Source organism: Nitrospira sp. (assembly GCA_024760545.1).
Taxonomy (GTDB): Bacteria; Nitrospirota; Nitrospiria; order Nitrospirales; family Nitrospiraceae; genus Nitrospira_D.
The window spans coordinates 4,229,524-4,250,068 of the sequence record CP060501.1 but is presented as its reverse complement, the minus strand read 5'-3'; the positions used below and the strand labels follow the sequence as shown (position 1 = coordinate 4,250,068).

Sequence of the window (20,545 nt, the reverse complement as noted above, 5' to 3'; positions counted from 1 at the left end):
TCATATTGGACAAACAAGGCCGCCCTGATTGTTCTGGGCACATGCAATCCCTGTTGCATATCCACCTCCCTTGTAAGCCGCCCCCCACAAGATAACCGCAAGTTGAATGCCAGGAAGGATATGCCCAGAACACTATGAGCGATTCGTACGTAGATGTAATGACTTACACGTGAAACTACTTAGAATCTACAGGCAGTACCAATATAAATGTGTCGCATAAATGAGAGTGTGAGAGGTCTATTTTGTATGATTACCCCACTAAGAAGACCCCTAGGGTAAGAGTGTAGCTCTCCCATTTTGCCCCGGTGGCGAATGCCTCAAGAGAGTCTCAGAACCACGACGGGTGGGAGGGTGTGCGGATTGCGGCAGGCTGTGGTAACTTCTACGTCGTTCCTTTGGCTATCGGATGAAAACTGATGACCACTGACTATAACGCGATTGCCTCGCAATATAAGCAATGCAAAGAGCATCCGTGGCGTTCGCGGATCGAGACGTTTTCCATACTGAAGCGTCTCGGGAACATTGAAGGGAAAAAAGTCGTGGATGTCGCCTGTGGAGAAGGGTTCTACACACGCAAACTCCGGCAGTGGGGTGCGGGTCAAGTCGTAGGCATTGATCTCTCTGAAGCCATGATTCGTTTAGCCCTCGATCAGGAAGCGCATCATCCGCTGGGCATTACATACCGCGTCGAAGATGCCTGTACAGAAAGAGTTCAGCAGGAGTTCGATCTCGCGGTGTCCGCCTGGCTCTTGGTCTACGCACGTAACCAGGACGAGCTCTTGGCCATGTGTCGTGGGCTCGCGAGCCGTTTAAAGCCAGGAGGACGGTTCGTCACCTTCACCGGGAATCCTGATCTCTACACCTTCAGGCATACGGATTATCGGAAATATGGCTTCACGATTACGCTCACAGACCACGCCTATGAAGGCGCTCCAATCGTCTGGACGGTCTATCTCGATGACTCCTCAATCCAGATCGAGAACTACTATTTACCCCTAGAGGCATACGAGAACGCGTTTACTGCGGCAGGATTCCAGGATTTCAAAGTTCATTTGCCGGAGGTTTCTCCCCATCCACAGGGGATGGAGGATGGAGCATTCTGGAATGACTATCTCGCTCACCCTCCTGCAGTGCTGATCGAATGTGTAAAACAGTGACCAGAAAAATGGTGCGTCTCTTGTAAGGCCCAACGGCTATGGGAGGGAAGAAGCAGACCTTTGGAGAGCGAGGGAAACAAGCCAGGTCCAACTTGAGCTCGCCCAGAATGTCACGATACAGAGTAAGTCAAAGAAGGTCGGTGCTGGTGGTATCGGAAGTATGCGCCAGGCAATACAGCGCTTGAAGCGTTGGAGCAAGAGGCACGACGAGGAAGGAAAGGGTTATGGATTGATCCACACCCCTGCCACCATGCGAGTGGCAGAAGCGGGGCAATACAGTGGTGTGGTTGCCTTGATAAATATCGTAGGAGACTACTCTTGTTGCCCAACCGTCGCCTCTGCTGCCGTGAAGATCGAGATGTCCTCCGCCCCGCATCGATTCAACAAAGCGGCAATCGCGTTGATGTGACACGCCTCAGCTGTGACCTCGAGAACCGGCCCGCCACGCCGAACGCCTTCAGGGTACAGAGCCTGACTTGAGTGACCAAATCCAAGGTAGTCCTTAAGACTGTCACACCAGCTTCTGTCGGTACGGGCCATGGGCTGAACCCCGGGGTGGTCGTAGACCTGCATATGGATAGCAGGAATATTCTTGAACTTTGCGAGTTCGGACTTCGTCTGTTCCGCGTGTGTGCGAGTGCAGAAGAAACCTGCAACCATATTAGCCATCATTGTCTCCTAATCATTCTCTGGGAAGTATGAGGTATTCGCGCACGGTTCATTCTGCATACTTCCTAAAGTCTATAACAGCAACCTGAATGCCCTAAAGATATTCTGGAGTACTAATATGTAGAACTAAAGAGTTACACGTGAGAAGGCTGCTTGGGATAACAGATAGTGGGCCAACAAAGTATAGGAAGATTGACGAAGAAGTGAATAGTGAAGCGCTGTCTTGTATGGTTATCACACTAAGCCGACACCCCTTAGTTAATTGCATAGATCCTTCAGTTTTGTTGCCCTGGCGTTGCAACCCCAATATGGGACCCGTTACCTAAGCCGGTGGGGGTATGCCGGTGCGAGGGGGGCTTGCGGAGGAGGTTGCTACCAGTAGTTAGCGGGAATGGTTCGTGTACTGGGGTTTATGGTTACTTCCACTGAGAGGGGAAGGACAATGCTGAGAAAGTCTCTACGATTGGCGACCGTGTATGCGGTGGCCAGTCTCGTATGCACGAGCGCAGCGCTGGCAGAACATCCTAGCAGCCCGCTGACGGTCGCCGTGTTTGGTGGATGGCCCTATAGTTCCACCCTAAAAACGAATGCGCCACTCCTCTACAACTCGGTCAACAACGATCCCGATGTGAGCCTCGTGATCCACGTCGGCGATATCCACGCAGGGAGCCAGCCCTGCACAGGCGCAGGATTGAGCCCGATCCCCACAGCCGCTCTGCCTCATTATAATCAGGAGATTTTTGATATCTTTCAGAAATTCACTGATCCCTTCGTCTATACCCCTGGTGATAATGAGTGGACGGACTGCCACAAAGCAAAGGAATCTACCAGCGGCTACCCCTTGAATGAACTGGCGGCTGTCCGCCAGCTATTTTTCCCGATTCCGGGGTACACCATTGGCGGCACCCCAAAAGAAGTGAAGTCCCAAGCCCAGGAATTTACGGTCCCCGCGGATGCGCAGTTCGTGGAGAACGTCATGTGGACCCAGTCCAATGTGGTCTTCATCACGTTGAACATCCCCGGCTCCAACAACGATGGGTTGCGCTGGAATGGCGGCACGGGTTCGCCGTTCTTAAACGAATCGGCTCGTCAGCAGGAAGTCACGGACCGCAACGCGGCCAATCTGCGCTGGCTAAACCGAGCGTTTAAGATTGCCCAAGCCAAGAAGGCCGGGGCGGTGGTGATCGCCATTCAGGCCGACATGTGGGATCTCACGGCAACGGCGGCTGGTGGTGATGGGCTGACAGGCTATCGTGCGTTTGTGCAGGCGCTGGCCACTAAGGCCGTCGCCTATGGAGGCCCCGTGCTGTTGCTCAACGGTGATACGCATCGCTATCGGGTGGACCGACCATTGGATCCGACCGATAGAACCGGATGTGTGAATACCACGACGACCACTGGCTGTACCGGTGGTGTGGTCCTTTCTCCGATACACTCAACGCAACCCGTGCCAAACCTCACGCGCATCACGGTGCAAGGCTCCACCAATGTACCGAATGAATGGCTCAAACTCACGATTAACCCCACCGCGCCAAATGTCTTTACCTATCAGAACGTCTGTTATTCCGAGTGCCCTTAAGCCAGGAAGGGGATACGCGAACGAAACGGCCAGGAAATGTCTCCTGTTCTTGTGTTGAACTCAAAATTTCTTTTTGAATCGACAAGAGGATGGTCGATATCCACAAATTAATCAAGCCGCAGGTGACAAGACGATCTTGCCAGACGGATTTTAATAGCCTCTGTTAAGGCTGCAATTCGCCTACCGCCTCCTTTTGCCCTGGTGCTGCAAACCCAATATGGGTCCCAAATACATTTCCTGGTGGGGGGCTCGATCATGCTCTTGATAGGGGAGCAAAGTCTGAGCCATTTCTGTCCTAAGAGGGGGAAATGGATACAGAGGAAATCTAAATGATCCAGATGTCTCACCGCCAATGGAATTGTATCTTCAATAAAACTAAATTAACTTAGGCGTTAATAATTGATCCTAGGGGATTGCCTAGTAGGCGAAGGCTGGGGTAAGCCCCTAGAGTCTATGATGTCGCTTCTACGACTTCACTTAGCGACGAAACAGAAACCCACCGACAAGATCATGTGATGTTCAAAAGTCAGCTCAAAAACGACTCTCTCCCATTTCTTTTCCTCACTCAGGGCAGGGGCTGCAATGGCTGCCAATGAAGTCTCACGGCGCGATGTGCTGTTGCTTGCCTCCCTTTTCGTTTTAGAAGTTTCGACGGCGGTGGTAATGACCGCCCTGCATATGAAAGGTGCACGGCCTTTCGACGTCTTCCTCTCCAGTCGGCCAGGCCTGGCATTTGGGTGTGCTCTTGCTACCTTGTTTATAGGTGGGACACTCGTTCTGAGACGATATCTCACCCACAAGCGGTCGCCTTCACGCTCCTTCCGTTTGATCGTCACGATGCATCTCATCACAGTGGTAGTTATCCTTGTCCTCGGTGAGCTCGCCGTCCGAGCCGTCGTGCGTCATGACTTGGGTCGTGAAAAGGTCGGGAACACCGTGTTGAAGCCGAGGGATTGGGAGCTGACGAAACGCGACTACCGGCCCTTTGTCGAGAAGAGCCGCTCTGACCGTGCGTTCTTCGTCCATGATGACCACATGGGATGGACCCTCGGAGTAAATAGGTATAGTTTCGATAAGGGGGAAGGACCCTATTGGTCAAGCAAAGAAAAGATCCGCGCCGCAGATCAGGATGTTTCGTACGTCAAGCTCAAACGAAAGACGGATATTGCCATCATAGGGGATTCCTTTGCGTTCGGCGATGAGGTGATATTTCAAGAGACCTGGGGAGATAAGGTAGATCAGATGCTGGGTGACGACTATAGGGTCCTCAACTTTGGGGTTCCGGGATATAGCCTCGGCCAAGCATATCTACGATACGAAACAGAAGTGGTCAAGTGGAAGCCGAAAGTGGTGATCTTCGGCTTCATCGACTACGATCTCACCCGCACGATGTGGGTCTATCCCTTTGTGTCCAGTGGTTGGGGCCTACCTTTCTCAAAATCTCGGTTTGTTCTGCGAGATGGAGAGATTCAGAACATCAATCCGAATCCGCTTTCCCCTGAGGAAATCTTTTCCGCCCCAAGGATTTCGACACTTCCCTCTATCAAGTATGACATTGGTTACCGACCGGGCGACTGGCAAAAACGGTGGTATCATGCTTCTTATCTCGTTCGCCTGATCACGAGTCTGTTTCCCGCTTGGTCGGCCCCGGGGGCCAACTTCTCTGAAGAAGCCATTCTGTCGACCAATATAGAGATTTTGAGGACGTTTATACGGTCGGCCGAAGAAGCGGGGTCGATTCCTCTCGTGGTGTGGTTCCCTAGTAGGACAGATCTTCAGAGCCTCAGCACACCCCTATCCCTCGGGAAGCGAATGTTGGATCAGGCCAGCATTCCCTACATTGATCCCAGTCCCTGCCTGTTAGAGTTAGATCCTGCTGTCCGGTTCCTGGATAGCCACTATTCGCCACAAGGCAATACCGCCGTCGCGAATTGTGTCTACGAGACTATAGAAACAGTGCTTGCTCAAGTGTCAGGACGTGTCCAGAAATAAGGCGGGACAATATCTCGTTGAAGGCAGAGGCAGCCACGCTGCAAAAAGCAAGAAATCTAATCGATAGCCAGCACTTATTCTGGCCAGATTAATCCCAAGTCATCCTTTTGTCCAGGTGCTGCAAATCCAATATGGGACCCATTCCTAAGGGGGGTGGGGGGTCTGCCGATCATCCCGGGGTGACAGGTGTTATTAGGGTGTTAGTCCCAGCAACAAGACGGGCTGAATTGAGATGAAGGGGTACGAAGTCAAACGACAACGAAATTGGCTCTGTGATTGAAGGAAGGAGGGATTGCCCAAATCTTCAAAGACTTGAACAACCCCTTGTAACTGATTTGTAAACCGCAGGTTGGAGGTTCGATTCCTCTCGCCAGCTCCACACTTCCCGCTGACATTCCAACCAGTTCGGCTTCGTCCTCTCCCCTCACCCGCTCATTCCATTTTGCTGGTGTAACCGAAAGTGTAACCATTTTTGATTTTTCCCGTTCAAAATATTCCGTCAAAGAACGTGCGGCGCGTTCGAGATCCGCTTCGTTTACGATGTTATACCGATCGAACACAGATCGAGTTTTGTGTCCGCTGATCGCCATGGCCACCTTCTCGGGGACGCCAGCGCGAACCATATTTCGAACGGCAGTGCGACGGAAATCATGCGGGATCTTTCCAACCCATACCTTTTCCTCTGTGCCTTCAACTTCAGTCATTCTTCCGAGCCCTACCGCTTCACAACCCTTCCTCCACGAATGCTTAAGCGATTCCAGCCGCACTCCGCCCCGGTGACAAATCCACGAGCATTGTGGCCAATTCTGATCACAGCGCTGCTTCCAGGCCGTCAGGACCCGCAGTAAGTCACCAGTGAGATAGAGAACCCGTGGTGTATCGGTCTTGGTGTCCTGAGCTCGCAAGTAGAGTTTGCCTTCCAACCAATTGACCTGATTCCACTGTAGCGAGGACACTTCCCCCATTCGCATCCCGCTGTAATAGGCAAGGGTCACCGTCACCTGGGCATAATCCGGCAAGGCCCCGCGAAGAGCCAAAAAGTCTTCGTGCTCAAAAAAGCCCGATCGAATGTTGCGCTCCTCCAGCATTGGGATATAGGGAATCCGGGCGACTTTGGGGGGCGTCTGTTGATGGGCCAGGCGAAACATCCGCTTTAAGATCCCAATCTCTCGGTTCACCGTGCCGTTCGCCGCGCCCGCTTCCTGGCGTTGGGTGATGTAAGCCTTGATCTTGTCTGTGGTGATGGCTGAGGCCCGCATATGGCTGAAGAAACCGGATAAGTGAGCCACATACTCTTGCAAGCGCCGTAAGGTCTTACGGGCGTTCATCGTGTAGTCTTGCTGGATCCCGATCACGAGATCCTCAAACTTCGTACGCTCGACCTGTGGGCCATAGTGCAGTCCTAATGCGACCTCCCCCTCTCGTTTCTTCAACTTGCGCCGGGCTTCGGTCTTATCCTCAGTCTCCGTGCTTTCGTAGAAGGGTCGTCCTTGCCGGTAATACTTCATCCACCATGGGCCGAACTCGACCAAGGCTTGCGTGATGGGATCGCGTTTCTTTCGCCGATAGAGCATGCCCATAAGCGTCCTCCCTACTCGTCAATAAGCTCCACGACTTTTACCTTCAAAGCCTTGGCGAGCCGCCTCAGCGTACTCAGTGATGGGTCTGCCTTGCCATTCTCGACGTTACACAGGAACGGATAGCCCATCTTGGCCTTCGCGGCGAGTGCCCGAATTGATAGTCCTTTTGCTTCACGGATAGCCCTAATTCTCATGTTATCTGGTTAGATAACAGATCTGCTTTCCCTGTGTCAAGCTGCCGCCATACGGAATGAGCCGCTTCCTCACAGACCTTGTTCTTGTCAATGAACTCGTCCAGGTCCCGGACATCCACATGGACTCGGCCCCCGGCACGAACCTGGGGGAGCTCGCCATTCCAGATCAGTCGACGTATCGACCAGGTCGACCGGCCCAGATACATGGCCGCTTCCGGCAGGCTATACAGGCGCTTGGTGAGCAGTGGTTGCTTCATCACATCCCGTTATCGGCCCTGCTGTCGTCTATGATGCCACGTGTGGCCTGATCCTCGATCAGCACAGGGCCGTTCTGCGGGCGGTCACCGACGAGCCCCCTGTTGATGGTGATGCTGAGGGCGTTGTCCTCTACGCTGATCTCTTGGCGTGGCCGCCCGTACAATAACTCCGCCGCATAGCGCTCCATGTGATCGGCTTTGCCGGCCAGCAGCCTTGTCTTTAAGTTCTCGCGATATTCCTCAGATTCAAAAAACTGCTGCCAGAACTCCTTAAATTCAACCGTGGCTTGATTGGGGGTGCCCATCTGCCTGCCTCCCGTCTTTTCTCTTCCTTTTTCAAACGGCATTCTCTTTTCCTCTAGTTCAGAACCGGATCGGCTGCCGCATTCCCCTGAGCCACCTGATTCACCTTCGTGAGGTCCTTCCTCATGGGTTTCCCTCTTCTCTTTAACAACATGTTCAACACTCCCCTCTCTAAAGAGAGGGGGACTGTTGTACAACATGCATCTTCAACACTCATGTTAAACAATGGTTTCCTTTTCAGAACAAGCACTTAAGTGGTTTGTTCAACATGTCAAAATGTTGTTGTACAACAACCCTTGTTGAACATCGTTGTTGAACATCAATTTCGGGCATTCAGGACCGTCCATAGGAGCTCTTTTCCCTCCCCTTGGAGGTGCACCCATTTTCGTCCGTCGTTCCGGGAGAGGGTCGTGCGGACATTGGGCAACGAGGCTCCCAGTTCATCCGCGATCGCTTTCGCGTATCGAGGGGTTCCGTCGCTCTCCAAAAGATTCCGAATCCGGTTTGGAAGGGGCAGCTCCGCCGCCATATCCGGCACGTCGGCCAGGTCATAGGGCTCAAACGTGATGCGGGTCCCGCCGTCCTCATGGCTAATCTGAAGGCCGATAGGCGCATGGAGCCGAGAGAGATTGGACTTCCGATTGAGGAGCCCGATAATAAGCCGATCCTCGCCCACCTCTTGCTCCTTCTTCAGTTCCCACGTCGCCCGGGCGAAATTCGAGTTGAACACGCTGCCGTAGAGCGTGGGACTGTCTTGTCCTTCTGCAAGGTTCTTGGGCGTATGCCCGATCAACAGCACCGAGACATTGAGCGCTCGTAAGGCAATAAAGAGCTGGGTGGTCGCCTCAGCGCTGGAATCGCCCCCTGTCGCAGCCAGAATGGAGTCCACGACGACGAACTGGATGTGGTCCTGCTGGATCTGCCGGATGAGCATGGGCGCGAACTTATGGAGCGGTTCCACGCACCGCCGATACGCCACGCGAGCCGACAGCAGGTCAGGATGGCCCATCTGAATGGCTTGGAGGCGACGGGCATGGACTGACACATCATCCTCGAAGTCGAGAAAGAGACTGTTCCCATTCAGAGCCGAGAATCCGGCCACGGACCCACCAACCGAGCTGAGCATGGCCAAGAGCAACGCGAAGGTGGATTTTCCCTGCCCACCATTCGAGTACAGAATGGAGATCTTGCCCTTGAACACGATCGGGTTGATGCTGAAGGTGAGCGGCTCAATCGGGGTCTGGCTGCAGATCGTGACGAGCGGCTCCCCAGCCCGATGCTTTTTCAAGACCGTCGCACAGGCATGCGGGAGCAACAGATCCCAGGGTGCAGAGCTGACGAGGTCCTCAAGCTGGCCTGCAAGTTTCTTATGGGTCACGGCAGAGGTCAGCGTGACGCTGATGCTCTCCATGAGAGGCCGCCCGAGGTAGTTAACGGTCAGTTCGGCCCGCTCTTCGCCATGCCGTTCCGCCAGCCGATCGAATACAAACTCCAGTGGGTAGGACTGAGAGGTCAGCCGATGCAGCCCGCTCACTTCCGTATGGGTCAGCAGGAGGTCCTCAGAGGATTCAGACAAGAGGTGCTGGCGAGACAGGGTTGCCAGCTCAGCTACGTCCATCATGCCGCCTTTCCTTGACGGATGGAGTACTCACGGAAGTGGTCAGCCAGGCCTTCGAGCCATTCTGCACGCTCGAGGTCTTCATAAGCCCGCGCCACAATCCCCATGAGCGTGTCCCGTTCATTATCGGTCACTTCACAATTCTGTCCAGAAGCCTGTTCGAGCACCCGCTCGGCGCGCATGCGCCGATCGAGAGCACCGAGCTCGAATTGAAAAGCAATGTGTGCACGATCCACCGGCTTCGATGGAGTTCGAGGGCGCATCGCATTGGGAGTGGTTCGAGCTGTGAGGAACAGGTCAGTGAGGCCAAGGCCGAGCGCACCACAGACCGCTTCGGTCTGACAGGCGGCGAAGCAGTTGAGGAGGATCTTGTCGTCCCGCAGGGCAATACTCAGGTCACGGTTCTGCCGGGATCCGTGGGCGGGGCAATGCCCCAGCCATTGGTCCGACCCGTTCTGCTTGGCATGTGTGGAGGTGATGATCTGGTCGAGGGTGGGATGACTCATAGGCGGTCACCAGTCCTCTCGGCAAGCATCAGAAACTCTTCATCGCTCACTGACTGCTGACGTTCGGCCTCGACGCGAGGCCGCAATTCGGCACGCCGTGAAATTTCCTTGAGAACCCCGGAGAGTATGTTCCCGACATGCTCAAAGCCAAGGTCCTGAGTCATGGCTTCATCGTCCTACTCTCTGAACGCGGTCGGCTTGCGAGCCATTCGTCGAGTTCTGATTTGAGCCATCCAATTGCTCTGGGCCCAAGTCTGATTGGCTTCGGGAAATCGTTCTCCGCTAGCCGCGCATAGATGGAGCTGCGACTCAAGGCCACATGACGTTGAGCATCTTGGGGACGAAGAATTGCCGCAGGATTTACGAGGTTGGTTGGGTCGGCTTCATTTGTTGTATTCATTGTGTCCTCCGGGCAAAAAAAAGGCATGCCGAGGATGGTGCTTCCTCAACATGCCTTTTGACACCGAGTATTCTGGGTGTGTAAGGATTCTATGTGATACTTTTAAGCGCTATCACATCCTACTAAATGACGCAAGCCCTCTAAGGGCGAATAATCAAATTCCACATTGGTTCGGTTTAATAGAAAGCAGCGACTGCACAATGGAAAAAGCTTAGTCGGCCTTAGGTTGAAGCGGTAACTCACCAAATCTTTTCTCATACTCTGCCACCCTTTCAGAAAGAAGAATAGACAACATCTTGGCATGGTTAGGAGAAAGGTAAAGAGTGAATAGCTCTTTGATGGTAATGGAATCCTTATTTGCCTGTATTATTTCTCCTCCCTTTAGCCGAAAGTCCCAAGTAGATACACTCAAATCAATGTTATTGGCATAGAATGAAGGAGTGTCTTCACTTTTAAGTATATTCTTCTCTCGCGTTTTTGGCGTCTTTGATTGCTTAGGCATGTATGTATTCTCCCGTATATGCGTCAGAAATAGCCGATGTTCTTGAAGGACGCCGATATGTCCTTTGTGTAGTTCCTCGCCTTATCCTTCTCCCAGTTGTCGTAGTTCTGGCCAATGGATTCGTTTGCTCTGCTGTACCTATTGCCTCGACCCCAGGAATACCAACAGCGGTAGCTTCTTTAATTGGCGTTCGATGGAGATAAACACTCAAGTCCTGTACCCGTGGAGTTCTGGCCAATGAGCCCATTGACTCCGCAGTAAAGTTATCCAATTTGCGAATCTGAGCGCTGAAATTTTCAAAGGATACACTAAGGGTAAGATCAAAAGCCTTAGCTATTTTCTGCAATGTACTAATCTTCCAGGCGGAATGATTGACGTTTTCTAAGACCGCGATTCGTTCCTGCGCCATGTCTGCGGCGGCCCCAAGCTCTTCTTGAGTCCAGGAACGACTTTCTCGAAGGAATTTAATCTGCATTGCGAGATAGGAGTTCAAGAATTCATTCAAATATGAATGAGCATATTCCTTACTATCGTGTAGGTCCTGTATCGTTTGGTGGTCTAACATGGACGTGTGGCTCCCTTTTCCTGTTGTCTGCAACAATTGCCAGGCGGCGATTTTCTGCTTGCTTCACAGCATCATGGGGGACATAGCGATTGTCCCTTTCTTCAGAGCCAAATAATAAGGTGAATTCATAGGCAGGATATGGAGCTTTCACCTTGCCCATTTGAGGAGGCAGCCTGGAATCGATTGGCCCCCGGCAAATAAGGAGCCGAAGCGCCATCCTGCCGTTAACTTTGATCTCTTGTACGTCAACCGACCCAACTGCGGCAGTTACGAAGTTAGGTAATATCTGGTCGCCGCATTCTTTCAGCTGCTTAATCTTAAGATTCAGTTGGGCCAATTGCTCTAGGGGCAACCCCTGCAACCATGAAGTAATAGGGTTCGGCTCTTTGCCATCCGCATAGTCGTACAGTATCGATGCCATTATAATATAATTATTATCATGCGTCAAGCTCCAGACTTGACCCTGGCTATATTAAAACTATTATAATAGAATTTGTGCCTAGGTTCAACTCTCAGAATAGCGTCTCAAAAATATCCCTGTACTGGAACGCTCAAGCATAGTGCCTCCATATCCTGGAGGGAGCCATAAACAAACTGCCACAAGCTAACTGCTGCCGTCCGCTCACCTAAAGCTTCAACCTATACTGCCAGACCGCGCTCCTATACCGCAGCAACATCCTCAGCTGTTTCCTCTGTCAGCTCCTCCGGTAACGCAGCCGGTGAACTCACGATGGCACAGAACCGATCCGCTTGCGCTTGCAGCGCCGGGTCCACCGCCTTCGTAGTCAGGGAGAAGGCCTAGTTCTCCCACCGGGCAAGGAGCGTATGTTGAAAAAGGAATGTACCGCCAACTCGCCATTATCATCGTCCTATCCTCACCATTGATTTCCTGCAAGGGGGACAACATCCGAGAAGGTATGTGTCCAGATGGAGAACCCATGTTTGTTCCCACCAATCTGGAAACTGGCGTTCCCTGCGTATGTGCAAGAGAACCAACTCGTGACCAGTGAGACAGAGAATTTGCTCACCAAAGTGCAACCGTCAGAACCAGTCGAAGAAAGGGTGATCAAGCTGCGCGAAGACCTCGAACTGGAACAAATAGAATTGGAGGCACGCCTGAAAACAGTGCTCGTGGCTCTGCAAATGACGCCCTGTGGCAAAGCGGCGCGAGATAGTGCATGGAAGCTACTCGGTGACATCAACACCAAGATCTCGCAGATTCCAGACCGAGTCAAACAGCTCAACAAGAATTAGAAGAGGCGCTTCTCTCCAAGATCCCGCCTCACCTGCCCAAATCGAGTACTCCTGCTGGCCAGCCGTAAGCCGCTCATACAGCCAGGTACCTGCCCAGTTCTGGACATGGCGGTCCTCAGCGATAATGGTCCAACACTTCATGGAGCCTTTATGAGAACCATGATCCTATCGATAATCACAATTGGCCTGTTGAACTCGGGAATCACGGTGATGTATGCCGCCAATTCCCTGACGGAAAAAGAAGCCAGTCCCACGAGTAAAGAACGCCTCACAAAGGGTACGATCAAGGGCACGTTGCTGGCGATCGCGGGAGAGTATTACTACATCGCAGATGAGGACGGGATAGGGATAAAGATCCATATAGACAAGAGTACAAAGTTGGATCATGTGAGGCCGGGGGATATGATCAAGGCATATGTCACAGAAGAAGGCCATACGAGGACGCTGCAGCGTGATAACTGAGTCATGGATTGGGGGATGTTGGTGTATTGGTAAATGTCGGGAATCGTTTCCTATGAGATTCCCTCTGGTGGTGCTCATCGTGGTCATCATCTGCTGCTCCGTATTGGTTCCTCCGGCTTGGAGTCAAGCTCCTCCTGACCTACAGCTCACCGCAGGCGTCGCCACGATCCTCTACTTCCCATTTAAAGCGGCATTTGCCCTGGGGGGTGGACTTGTCGGTGGAGTCGTCTATGTATTGTCGGGATTCTGTGAGATCACGGCGAATAGAATCTGGATCCCGAGCATGTATGGGACCTACATTCTTTCGCCCCAGCATCTCAGTCTTGATCGTAAGATACGTTTTTTTGCCGTCGAACCCAAAATCGACTAACTTGGCGTGAGGGAGACATGTTACAACCCAAGCGAAGAACTACAATGAACCCCGTACCTAAGAAGCTTCCCGGAAAGAATCCCGCTACTCGCATGAAACTCGCTCGGGGAGTGGCTGGCGCGACCATGAGTGACCCATGTACACCTACACGCAAGCGTAAGGCTACGAAGAAGAAGGGTAGCCGCAAGAAGTAACCCAAGCCTACTCCCCTTCTCGTACCGCGAGCCGCTCAGAGCCCCCCTCCTTTCGGATGGTATTGGCTCCACCACTGCTTCTGGCAGAATGCCGCCACATTTAAGCCTGGGAAAGGAGCGTTGATGGAGCTCGCAAAAGAAGTCCATATATTCTCTTCAGCGTGCGAACACATTCTCTCGACTATTGCTCAGAACCGACCCCTCACCCATGATGAAGCCCTTTTGATCGAGTACTACTGCGGGGAAGTCCTCTCTAAGATTGCCCCTCACCTGACCAAATCAAATAATCCTGCTAAGCAGTCGTAAGCCGCTCATACAATGACGACGGTCAGGTGTCCCTAACGTCAGCGCCTCCCGTATTGCGGCTCGGGGATTCACGATGGCACAGAACTGACCCGCTTGTGCTTACCCCGGCCACTCGTGTGTCCTTTCGTTTTGTTCTAGAGCACGAGGCGGTGGCGGCGCGATGGGGCGAGAGCCTGGCATAAACCTGGGTGCATGTGAGGCTAGAAGGATTCAGGACCTGTTGAATCACGGGAAGATTGGCGCCGTCGATTGCCAACCAGGATGCGGCAGTGCGTCGGAGTTCGTGAATCCGCACATCGTGCAAGCCGATCCGATCGGGGATGATGCGCCAGGCATGCTCGACGTTGGTGAGGGTGTACCCACTGGCGGGAAGAAGAAAATAATGGGCGACGAGACCGATACGCCCTATATGGAGATTGGGAAATGCTCGCCCTTCTAGTGACACAGGCGGGTACGGACAAGGCTCAAGGATAAGCCGACTCGCTAGGCGTCCGTGCCGATTCTGGGGGTGAGTGGCAACCACGGGATGCGCCCGGTGTCTGGAGGTTGCTTGAGTGAAGCCTTTGGCTCAAAAGAAGAATTGTAGCGGTTTACCTTCCTGCAACTCTTTCCTTTCTGGTTGGTCATAGAACGGGCCTTGGAATGCTTTAAGGAGGGCATCACACATTTTATCATTCTCGCATGCCTAATGAACTTTAGGAGTTGTTCGTATGGTAGATATGCGTACATTACCCTCTTACAACGCCTTCGGGAAACTCGAACCAATCCACGTCTGATGGGCTTACATATACCCTCAATAACCTTCGGGACTAATGACAGCTCCTTGCGCCTCAATTGATGACTCTCCTACAATACGCCACTCTATACTAGCGGATTCCAAGGACTACGGAGATGAGCCGTTCAGTATCCTATAAAGGCTACATCATTCGGCCTGCCCCTCAGCATCTCGTGGAGAGCGGCCTGTGGGGATTGAACCTGTTCATTTCATGGTCCACTGAGAACAAAGAGCACTCTCATCATTTTTCCAAAGACGAGGCGTATGTGACGAAGGACGAGGCCGAGATCATGTGTATTGACTACGGCAAACTGATCATTGATGGCCAAGTTCCTGGCGAATCGGTTGGATAGCGCACAGGGGAAAGCAGGCAGGATTTGATTAGGGTTCTCGAGAAGAAGGGTCTTCTGCCCAAGGAGAAGCCATAGGGCATGGTAAAGAAGGATATTGCCAGGCGAATTGAGCAGCACGCGGACATCTCGAAGGACGAGGCCGCTGAAGTGTTGGAATGGATTCTGAGCCTTCTCAAGACCACCCTTCAGGCAGGTGAACCGATCATCATCTCCGGCTTTGGTAAGTTTACGGTCCGAAATAAGCACGCTCGCCCGGGCCGGAATCCACGAACAGGCGAAGCGATGATGGTCTCGGCCCGCCGAGCCGTGACCTTTCATGCGAGTCTCCCCTTCAAAGCGGCGGTAAACTCTACATTGGCAGAATTCCGAGTTAGCCGTTCCATTCACTGACATGCTCAAGGTCAATCGACATGAGCCGCGCAGTATCCTATAAAGGCTTCACCATTCGACCCGCACCCGAGCATCTAGCGGATACCGATAGGTGGAGTGTGAAGCTTTTTATTTCGTCGTCCGCTCCAAACAGGGAGAAAAGCAAAAAGTTCTATACAGCCGATGAGTTTGCGACGGAGGAGGAAGCCACAGCTCACTGCATTGCCCTTGGCCAACGGATCATTGACGGCGAGTTTCCCGGTCTATCGGTCGGATAACTCAGCCGGTTCGCTGGAGCCGCTGAGGGTTGAGGAGGCGATTAAGGATCTGCTGAAGCAGTAACCATGGAGACCATCCACAAGGGCAGAAAGATTGTTACGGCCGTGCGGCACGTTGGCCACACGTGGCTGATTGAAACAACGATCTGGCCAGCACCCTCTCATGAGGAAGATGACCCACAGGTGGTTGAGACCATTGGAGCACCAGGACAAACAGAAGACGAGGCCCATGCCAAGGGGATTCACATTGGGCAGCACATGATAGATGCCAGCTGTATCTAGCTATTCTGCCTCCTCGAACGTAGAGGCTGGCAGATAGGATAATATTGGGAAGAACCTTGGGCTATTGGCAGTGTAATCTCCACTCGGTTGTTCAGTCTGGTATCCGATAAGAGGTGAGAACCGCACTTTGTCCACAGTTATAGCAAACTCCAGGTTGAATGACTGAACCAAGTTTGCGAAGTCTTACCCAATAAGTCTGGATTGCCTTTTGGAGTGGTCGGGGTGACCTTCGATAGCCTGCAGCAGCATCCCGAGCAGTATTTGAAAGATGGCTTTGGCAGACTTAGAGCATTGCTGCCTGCCCTAGCAATAACAGCGCAGCGACCCAGGTTGACAGCCCACTCGAATAGTCATAGGCTTCTTCACCTATAATCCAACCCACAACTTGCCGTCGGGTTATGGAAGACCCTCCGCCGACACCTTGTGAGAACACGGATGTCTATGCGGCGTCCCCCTTTCTTTTCTCCCGCTTGCACAAAGAACTTCACGAGTACATCCGTGCCTGCGACTGGCTCGTCTCCTCCGCAATCTCCTCTGGCAAGGGGCCGGGAGCAGATTGGATGTGAACATCATACACACGTCAGAAAGGAGTCCTGTCTATGCTGCCTCCACCCCAAACACGTGTAGCCGTTGAACCGGCATCATCGCTGAAGTAGCGCACGGCGTGTATACACAGTCGTGCAGTGGATGAGGTTCGCTCAGGAGATGGGTCCAAATCGGGCCAGCTGCGATGTCTGGAATGTCAGGCGACCTTTCCCGATCCGCTGGCAGCCGTCGAAGATCCTCTGTAAATCGTTGAGGCCCTGGCCCTGAAGCTTGGAGCCGCTCACTATCTCGATACAGAGGCTGTCGACATTGCGAAAGAACTGACGTCCCTTGGAGGAGCGTCGGTGATTCTGGCGACCGCGCCGGACAGCAAAGCCATATCGGCGCTCGTGGGCGGACTCGGAGTGGGGGGGAAACTGCTCGTGGTTGGGGCGTCGACCGATCCGATCAGTGTGGCGCCCGTTCAACTGATTCTCAGCCGCCGGTCTATTCAAGGATGGCCGGCAGGGACCGCTCGGGATTCAGAAGAGACATTGAACTTTTGCGCCCTCACGGGCATTCGGCCCATGGTCGAGACGATTCCGCTCCAACAAGCTGCGGCCGGCTACGAGCGCATGTTAAGCGGCAAGGCGCGGTTCCGCGTGGTGTTAACAATGTGATATCGGACGACACGGCGATCGAGATATACCGATGGACGCGGCGCATGGCGCACCGACTACCCCGTTCACCACATTCAACCCATTGGAGGCAACCATGAGTCTTCGAACCGTCGCAAGCAAGTTTGTGGAGCTCTGTCGACAGGGCAAGAACTTCGACGTGATGCATTCGATGTACGCGCCCAACATCGTGTCGGTTGAAGCCGATGGCAAGGAAACCGCCGGCCAGGGCCCGGTGATCAAGAAATCCGAGGACTGGGTCTCCGACAAAACCTTCCACGGCGAGACCGTGGCCGGGCCGTTCTACAACGGCGCGACACCCGATCAGTTCACCGTCTACTTCACCCTCGACGTCACCCCTAAATCCACCGGCCGACGGATTACCTTGGAGGAGGTCGGTGTCTACACGGTCACAAACGACAAGATCACACGCGAGCAGTTCTTCTATGATGGCGACCACTGACTGGGCCAGCAGACGACTATGAACAACCGCCGGAAGACCGCCATCGTAACCGGAGCCTCGCAAGGGATTGGCGCGGGAATTGTCAACCGGTTTGTCGACCAGGGGTACAACGTCGTGGCCAATTCCCGTAATGTGACCCAATCCACCGAAGTCGGGGCGTCCGACCACGTCGCGCTGGTGGACGGCCACATCGGCGAGCCAGCCACTGCCGCCAAGGTCGTTGAGACGGCGCTGTCCCGTTTCACGTCGATCGACGTCGTAGTCAATAACGCTGGCATCTTCTTCATCAAGCCCTTCACGGACTACACAGCTGAAGATTTCAGGGCGCTTATTTCGACGAATGTGGAAGGCTTCCTCTACCTCACCCAATACTGCGTCAAACACATGTTGGCACAGACAACCGGCGGAAGCATCATCACAATCACGGCGGCACTCGCCCGTAACCCGATCAGAGGCGTCACGGCCGCCGTGCCGATGATTACCAAGGGCGGCCTTGAAACCATCACCCAGCACTTGGCCATGGAGTACGCCAAGGACGGCATCCGCGTGAATGCCGTCTCTCCGGGCGTCGTTACGACGCCGCTTCACCGCGAGACTCCGAAGGCTATGATGGAAAGCCTGTCGCCGATGGGCCGCCCCTCGACAGTCAAAGACATCACGGATGCCGTCATGTACTTGACCGAAGCCGTGACCGTCACGGGGCACATCCTGTACGTCGATGGCGGTTCCCACTTCGGCCGCTGGTAATGAAATGGAGAGTGCATCATGACTGCCGACTCAATACGTGCAGAGACGCGGTTGAAAGAACTTGGCATCAAACTCCCGGCGCCGCCGAAGCCGTTCGGCACTTATGTGGAAGCGGTCCAGACGGGCAATCTTCTGTTTCTGACCGGGATGCTGCCGACGGAAGACCACGAGGCGAAATTCGTTGGACGCGTTGGCGCAGAGCTTGATGTCGAAACAGGTCGCCGGGCCGCTCACCTCGCGGCGCTGAATGGCCTCGCGGTGGTGCGACAATATTTGGGCTCGCTCGACAACGTGACGCGGATCGTCCGACTCGGTGTGTCGGTGGCGACCTCAGGAGATGTTCGTGATCATCCGATAGTTGCTGACGGGGCGTCGGAGTTGCTCCAAGCCGTGTTCGGAAAAGACAAGAACCCGTGCCGTTTGGTCTATGGCGTCGCAAGCCTTCCACTCGGCGCGCCGGTCGAGGTGGAATTCATCTTAGAAGTGCAGACCTGATCCAACCGGCAATGAAGAACTTTACTATATGTATGACGATACGTCGCGAGACCACTGCACGGTCTCTCATTTTGGAAGGCTATCATCAAGGAAGGAGTACACCACATGTGCCATTAGATCTCGATGATCGGAAAATTTTCGGCCTATGTCTTTAAACTGACCCTCCTTGCGACCGAGCTCGGGCTATTTATGCTATCCGGCGTGTCGCTCAAGACATAACCGTGACAGAGCAAAGCATTGGCTGCATCTTCGAATGGCCAAAGATCAGAAATACATATTTCAGGCACGATGATCCGAAGAAGTTGTAAGGAGCGATGCGGATCTTCCGCGACAGCGTGCCGGACAAGGAGTATCCCGTCGGAAAGATCTTTCAGCTTATCCCGTTTGGGGCCATGGTGAAGCATCCTTGTGGGAAGTTTCCCACGATGAAGGGCTGGGAGTTTTTAGATCTGGAAGTCTCCAAGAAAGGGACGAAGATCAAAGAACGAGGAGAACAGGTCATCAAACATTCACGCATATATGCTTTGCATGCGCCCGTCCTTCGTTCGCCTTTCCTCCTCCGTCCCCAGCGGAGTCATGAAGAAATCGAGCGCTCCTTCCTTTGCATGGGGATAGTGTAATAGGGTTCGTAGACCCCAAGGCCCCGGTCTAATTCCAGAGTCTCATGATAGCCATGCGCGGTGGGAATCAGCACTTTTCGAGCGGCCACTGCGGACACGTGGTGCGGCACCCGATCCGCAAACATCAGCCGCCTTTCCTCGATGACGATGTCAAACTCATGGATCAATCCCCCATCCGTGTAAGCGCGGCTGACGAGAGCCCCCGTCTTATCGTCCGGGCCCAGGATAATAAAGGCCTGATGTCGATCCCACTCACCATTCGTCCGTCGATAGGTGGCCGCCATCCGAAGACTCACAAAGCGCCCCCCCGCCTCCCAACTTCCGACCACTTCCTTCTGAATAGATCGTTGCTCATGAGGCAACTCCACCACACCTTCGAAATGTCCTAACAGAAACCGGACATGTTCGAGCGCGGCACTGGGCTTTTGCGGTTCATGGACGGGATCGAACCGGAACGGCTGCGCCGTCCCGGCATCGACGAGCAAGGTCTTTGCCTGAGTCGCTCGTTGAGCCAACCCCAATACCGCCTCCCATTCCCGAGGGCCGACGAATTGGGAAAATAATTCACATCCATGGCCCACCCGCAGCATCGCCACCGGCGCTTGCTTGCAAGGCCCTTGGCAGGCCGTGGGTGATATGCGACAGCAAATGCGTTCCGCCTCAGACTGCAGCGCGGTGGAGGTGGCCTCAAAACCTCTCCGTTGCTGACAAGGCTCTCCGTCGCAGAGAAAGAGATGGGCGTCCCCTTGGGAAAAGTACCGTTTCGCACGCTCCAGGGACGCGTCGAATTCCCCTGAGGTGTGCGTGATCGATTGGGACTCGAGATAACGGCGCAGATCCGCGACCGCCTCCTCTGTACAGATACCCAGGCCGCTGACGACTAGTGCGAGGGTAAGACTGTCTAGGTACAACCTATCGGATTGACTGACTGGCTGCGCTGCCATACATCCTCCTTGATTCTCGGGAGTGCGCCCCTGGAAGCAAGGAAACCACGCTCACACGTAAGTCATCCAAGAGCAGCCGTATCTGCTGCGCCGGGCAGGTCCGATGATT

The 20,545-nt window shown here is 53.6% G+C and carries 28 protein-coding genes; 14 read left to right on the top strand and 14 right to left on the bottom strand.

Annotated elements, in window-relative coordinates:
* Nucleotides 1–416 precede the first annotated feature (416 nt).
* Complete coding sequence (locus tag H8K03_20120; protein UVT20053.1) at nt 417–1,157, top strand: class I SAM-dependent methyltransferase; 741 nt, start codon at nt 417–419, stop codon at nt 1,155–1,157.
* A gap of 312 nt (nt 1,158–1,469) precedes the next feature.
* On the opposite strand, the gene H8K03_20115 is transcribed toward H8K03_20120, so the two are convergent.
* Nucleotides 1,470–1,817 carry a hypothetical protein gene (locus H8K03_20115; GenBank protein UVT20052.1) on the bottom strand — a complete coding sequence of 116 codons (348 nt, stop codon included), beginning with the start codon at nt 1,815–1,817 and terminating at the stop codon, nt 1,470–1,472.
* A gap of 520 nt (nt 1,818–2,337) precedes the next feature.
* Here H8K03_20115 and H8K03_20110 point away from each other — a divergent pair.
* Nucleotides 2,338–3,405 carry a hypothetical protein gene (locus H8K03_20110; protein ID UVT22556.1) on the top strand — a complete coding sequence of 356 codons (1,068 nt, stop codon included), beginning with the start codon at nt 2,338–2,340 and terminating at the stop codon, nt 3,403–3,405.
* Between the two features lie 582 nt (nt 3,406–3,987).
* Nucleotides 3,988–5,397 carry an SGNH/GDSL hydrolase family protein gene (locus tag H8K03_20105; GenBank protein UVT20051.1) on the top strand — a complete coding sequence of 470 codons (1,410 nt, stop codon included), beginning with the start codon at nt 3,988–3,990 and terminating at the stop codon, nt 5,395–5,397.
* Between the two features lie 248 nt (nt 5,398–5,645).
* On the opposite strand, the gene H8K03_20100 is transcribed toward H8K03_20105, so the two are convergent.
* The 11 genes from H8K03_20100 to H8K03_20050 all read right to left on the bottom strand — a co-directional run bounded on the left by H8K03_20100 (nt 5,646) and on the right by H8K03_20050 (nt 11,743).
* The gene (locus H8K03_20100; GenBank protein UVT20050.1) at nt 5,646–6,977 is read right to left on the bottom strand and encodes a site-specific integrase; all 1,332 of its coding nucleotides are present in this window, start codon (nt 6,975–6,977) and stop codon (nt 5,646–5,648) included.
* Between the two features lie 11 nt (nt 6,978–6,988).
* On the bottom strand, nt 6,989–7,171 hold the full coding sequence (locus H8K03_20095; protein UVT20049.1) for a helix-turn-helix transcriptional regulator: 183 nt from the start codon (nt 7,169–7,171) through the stop codon (nt 6,989–6,991).
* On the bottom strand, nt 7,168–7,428 hold the full coding sequence (locus H8K03_20090) for a helix-turn-helix domain-containing protein (protein UVT20048.1): 261 nt from the start codon (nt 7,426–7,428) through the stop codon (nt 7,168–7,170). The genes H8K03_20095 and H8K03_20090 overlap by 4 nt, the downstream gene beginning before the upstream one ends.
* A complete protein-coding gene (locus H8K03_20085; GenBank protein UVT20047.1) occupies nt 7,428–7,775 on the bottom strand; it encodes a hypothetical protein in 348 nt (115 codons plus the stop codon). The genes H8K03_20090 and H8K03_20085 overlap by 1 nt, the downstream gene beginning before the upstream one ends.
* A 275-nt stretch (nt 7,776–8,050) precedes the next feature.
* The gene (locus tag H8K03_20080) at nt 8,051–9,352 is read right to left on the bottom strand and encodes an AAA family ATPase (protein ID UVT20046.1); all 1,302 of its coding nucleotides are present in this window, start codon (nt 9,350–9,352) and stop codon (nt 8,051–8,053) included.
* Nucleotides 9,349–9,855: a hypothetical protein gene (locus H8K03_20075; GenBank protein UVT20045.1), complete on the bottom strand. Its 507-nt coding sequence runs from the start codon at nt 9,853–9,855 to the stop codon at nt 9,349–9,351. The genes H8K03_20080 and H8K03_20075 overlap by 4 nt, the downstream gene beginning before the upstream one ends.
* Nucleotides 9,852–10,019 carry a hypothetical protein gene (locus H8K03_20070; protein UVT20044.1) on the bottom strand — a complete coding sequence of 56 codons (168 nt, stop codon included), beginning with the start codon at nt 10,017–10,019 and terminating at the stop codon, nt 9,852–9,854. The genes H8K03_20075 and H8K03_20070 overlap by 4 nt, the downstream gene beginning before the upstream one ends.
* Nucleotides 10,016–10,255 (bottom strand): AlpA family phage regulatory protein, encoded by a 240-nt coding sequence (locus H8K03_20065; GenBank protein UVT20043.1) that lies wholly within the window; start codon nt 10,253–10,255, stop codon nt 10,016–10,018. Before H8K03_20065 ends, H8K03_20070 begins: the two co-directional genes overlap by 4 nt.
* Before the next feature lie 211 nt (nt 10,256–10,466).
* A complete protein-coding gene (locus tag H8K03_20060; GenBank protein UVT20042.1) occupies nt 10,467–10,757 on the bottom strand; it encodes a DUF3467 domain-containing protein in 291 nt (96 codons plus the stop codon).
* Nucleotides 10,750–11,262, bottom strand: a complete 513-nt coding sequence (locus H8K03_20055; GenBank protein ID UVT20041.1) for a helix-turn-helix transcriptional regulator — start codon at nt 11,260–11,262, stop codon at nt 10,750–10,752. Before H8K03_20055 ends, H8K03_20060 begins: the two co-directional genes overlap by 8 nt.
* A 22-nt stretch (nt 11,263–11,284) precedes the next feature.
* Entirely contained in the window at nt 11,285–11,743 is a 459-nt protein-coding gene (locus tag H8K03_20050) for a hypothetical protein (GenBank protein UVT20040.1), read from the bottom strand.
* 521 nt (nt 11,744–12,264) lie between these two features.
* On the opposite strand from H8K03_20050, the gene H8K03_20045 reads away from it, so the two are divergent.
* The 3 genes from H8K03_20045 (at nt 12,265) to H8K03_20035 (ending at nt 13,408) form a co-directional block, all read left to right on the top strand.
* Nucleotides 12,265–12,576 carry a hypothetical protein gene (locus H8K03_20045; GenBank protein ID UVT20039.1) on the top strand — a complete coding sequence of 104 codons (312 nt, stop codon included), beginning with the start codon at nt 12,265–12,267 and terminating at the stop codon, nt 12,574–12,576.
* A gap of 150 nt (nt 12,577–12,726) precedes the next feature.
* Nucleotides 12,727–13,038, top strand: a complete 312-nt coding sequence (locus tag H8K03_20040) for a hypothetical protein (protein ID UVT20038.1) — start codon at nt 12,727–12,729, stop codon at nt 13,036–13,038.
* A 52-nt stretch (nt 13,039–13,090) separates the two neighbouring features.
* Nucleotides 13,091–13,408: a hypothetical protein gene (locus H8K03_20035; GenBank protein ID UVT20037.1), complete on the top strand. Its 318-nt coding sequence runs from the start codon at nt 13,091–13,093 to the stop codon at nt 13,406–13,408.
* 522 nt (nt 13,409–13,930) lie between these two features.
* On the opposite strand, the gene H8K03_20030 is transcribed toward H8K03_20035, so the two are convergent.
* On the bottom strand, nt 13,931–14,353 hold the full coding sequence (locus H8K03_20030; protein UVT20036.1) for a tyrosine-type recombinase/integrase: 423 nt from the start codon (nt 14,351–14,353) through the stop codon (nt 13,931–13,933).
* Nucleotides 14,354–14,799: 446 nt separating this feature from the next.
* Between H8K03_20030 and H8K03_20025 the strand changes: the two genes are divergently transcribed.
* The 8 genes from H8K03_20025 (at nt 14,800) to H8K03_19990 (ending at nt 19,492) form a co-directional block, all read left to right on the top strand.
* The gene (locus H8K03_20025; protein ID UVT20035.1) at nt 14,800–15,036 is read left to right on the top strand and encodes a hypothetical protein; all 237 of its coding nucleotides are present in this window, start codon (nt 14,800–14,802) and stop codon (nt 15,034–15,036) included.
* Nucleotides 15,037–15,114: 78 nt separating this feature from the next.
* Nucleotides 15,115–15,426, top strand: coding sequence for an integration host factor subunit alpha (locus tag H8K03_20020; GenBank protein UVT20034.1), 312 nt, complete (start codon nt 15,115–15,117; stop codon nt 15,424–15,426).
* A gap of 20 nt (nt 15,427–15,446) precedes the next feature.
* A complete protein-coding gene (locus tag H8K03_20015; GenBank protein UVT20033.1) occupies nt 15,447–15,683 on the top strand; it encodes a hypothetical protein in 237 nt (78 codons plus the stop codon).
* Between the two features lie 1,073 nt (nt 15,684–16,756).
* Nucleotides 16,757–17,170: a zinc-binding dehydrogenase gene (locus tag H8K03_20010; GenBank protein UVT22555.1), complete on the top strand. Its 414-nt coding sequence runs from the start codon at nt 16,757–16,759 to the stop codon at nt 17,168–17,170.
* Between the two features lie 94 nt (nt 17,171–17,264).
* Complete coding sequence (locus tag H8K03_20005) at nt 17,265–17,630, top strand: nuclear transport factor 2 family protein (protein ID UVT20032.1); 366 nt, start codon at nt 17,265–17,267, stop codon at nt 17,628–17,630.
* An 18-nt stretch (nt 17,631–17,648) separates the two neighbouring features.
* Complete coding sequence (locus H8K03_20000) at nt 17,649–18,377, top strand: SDR family oxidoreductase (GenBank protein UVT20031.1); 729 nt, start codon at nt 17,649–17,651, stop codon at nt 18,375–18,377.
* 18 nt (nt 18,378–18,395) lie between these two features.
* The gene (locus tag H8K03_19995; protein ID UVT20030.1) at nt 18,396–18,872 is read left to right on the top strand and encodes a RidA family protein; all 477 of its coding nucleotides are present in this window, start codon (nt 18,396–18,398) and stop codon (nt 18,870–18,872) included.
* Between the two features lie 314 nt (nt 18,873–19,186).
* A complete protein-coding gene (locus H8K03_19990; GenBank protein ID UVT20029.1) occupies nt 19,187–19,492 on the top strand; it encodes a hypothetical protein in 306 nt (101 codons plus the stop codon).
* Here the strand turns inward: H8K03_19990 and H8K03_19985 are convergent.
* Nucleotides 19,447–20,436 (bottom strand): (2Fe-2S) ferredoxin domain-containing protein, encoded by a 990-nt coding sequence (locus H8K03_19985; GenBank protein ID UVT20028.1) that lies wholly within the window; start codon nt 20,434–20,436, stop codon nt 19,447–19,449. The two genes, H8K03_19990 and H8K03_19985, sit on opposite strands and share 46 nt — an antisense overlap.
* Nucleotides 20,437–20,545: the final 109 nt, after the last annotated feature.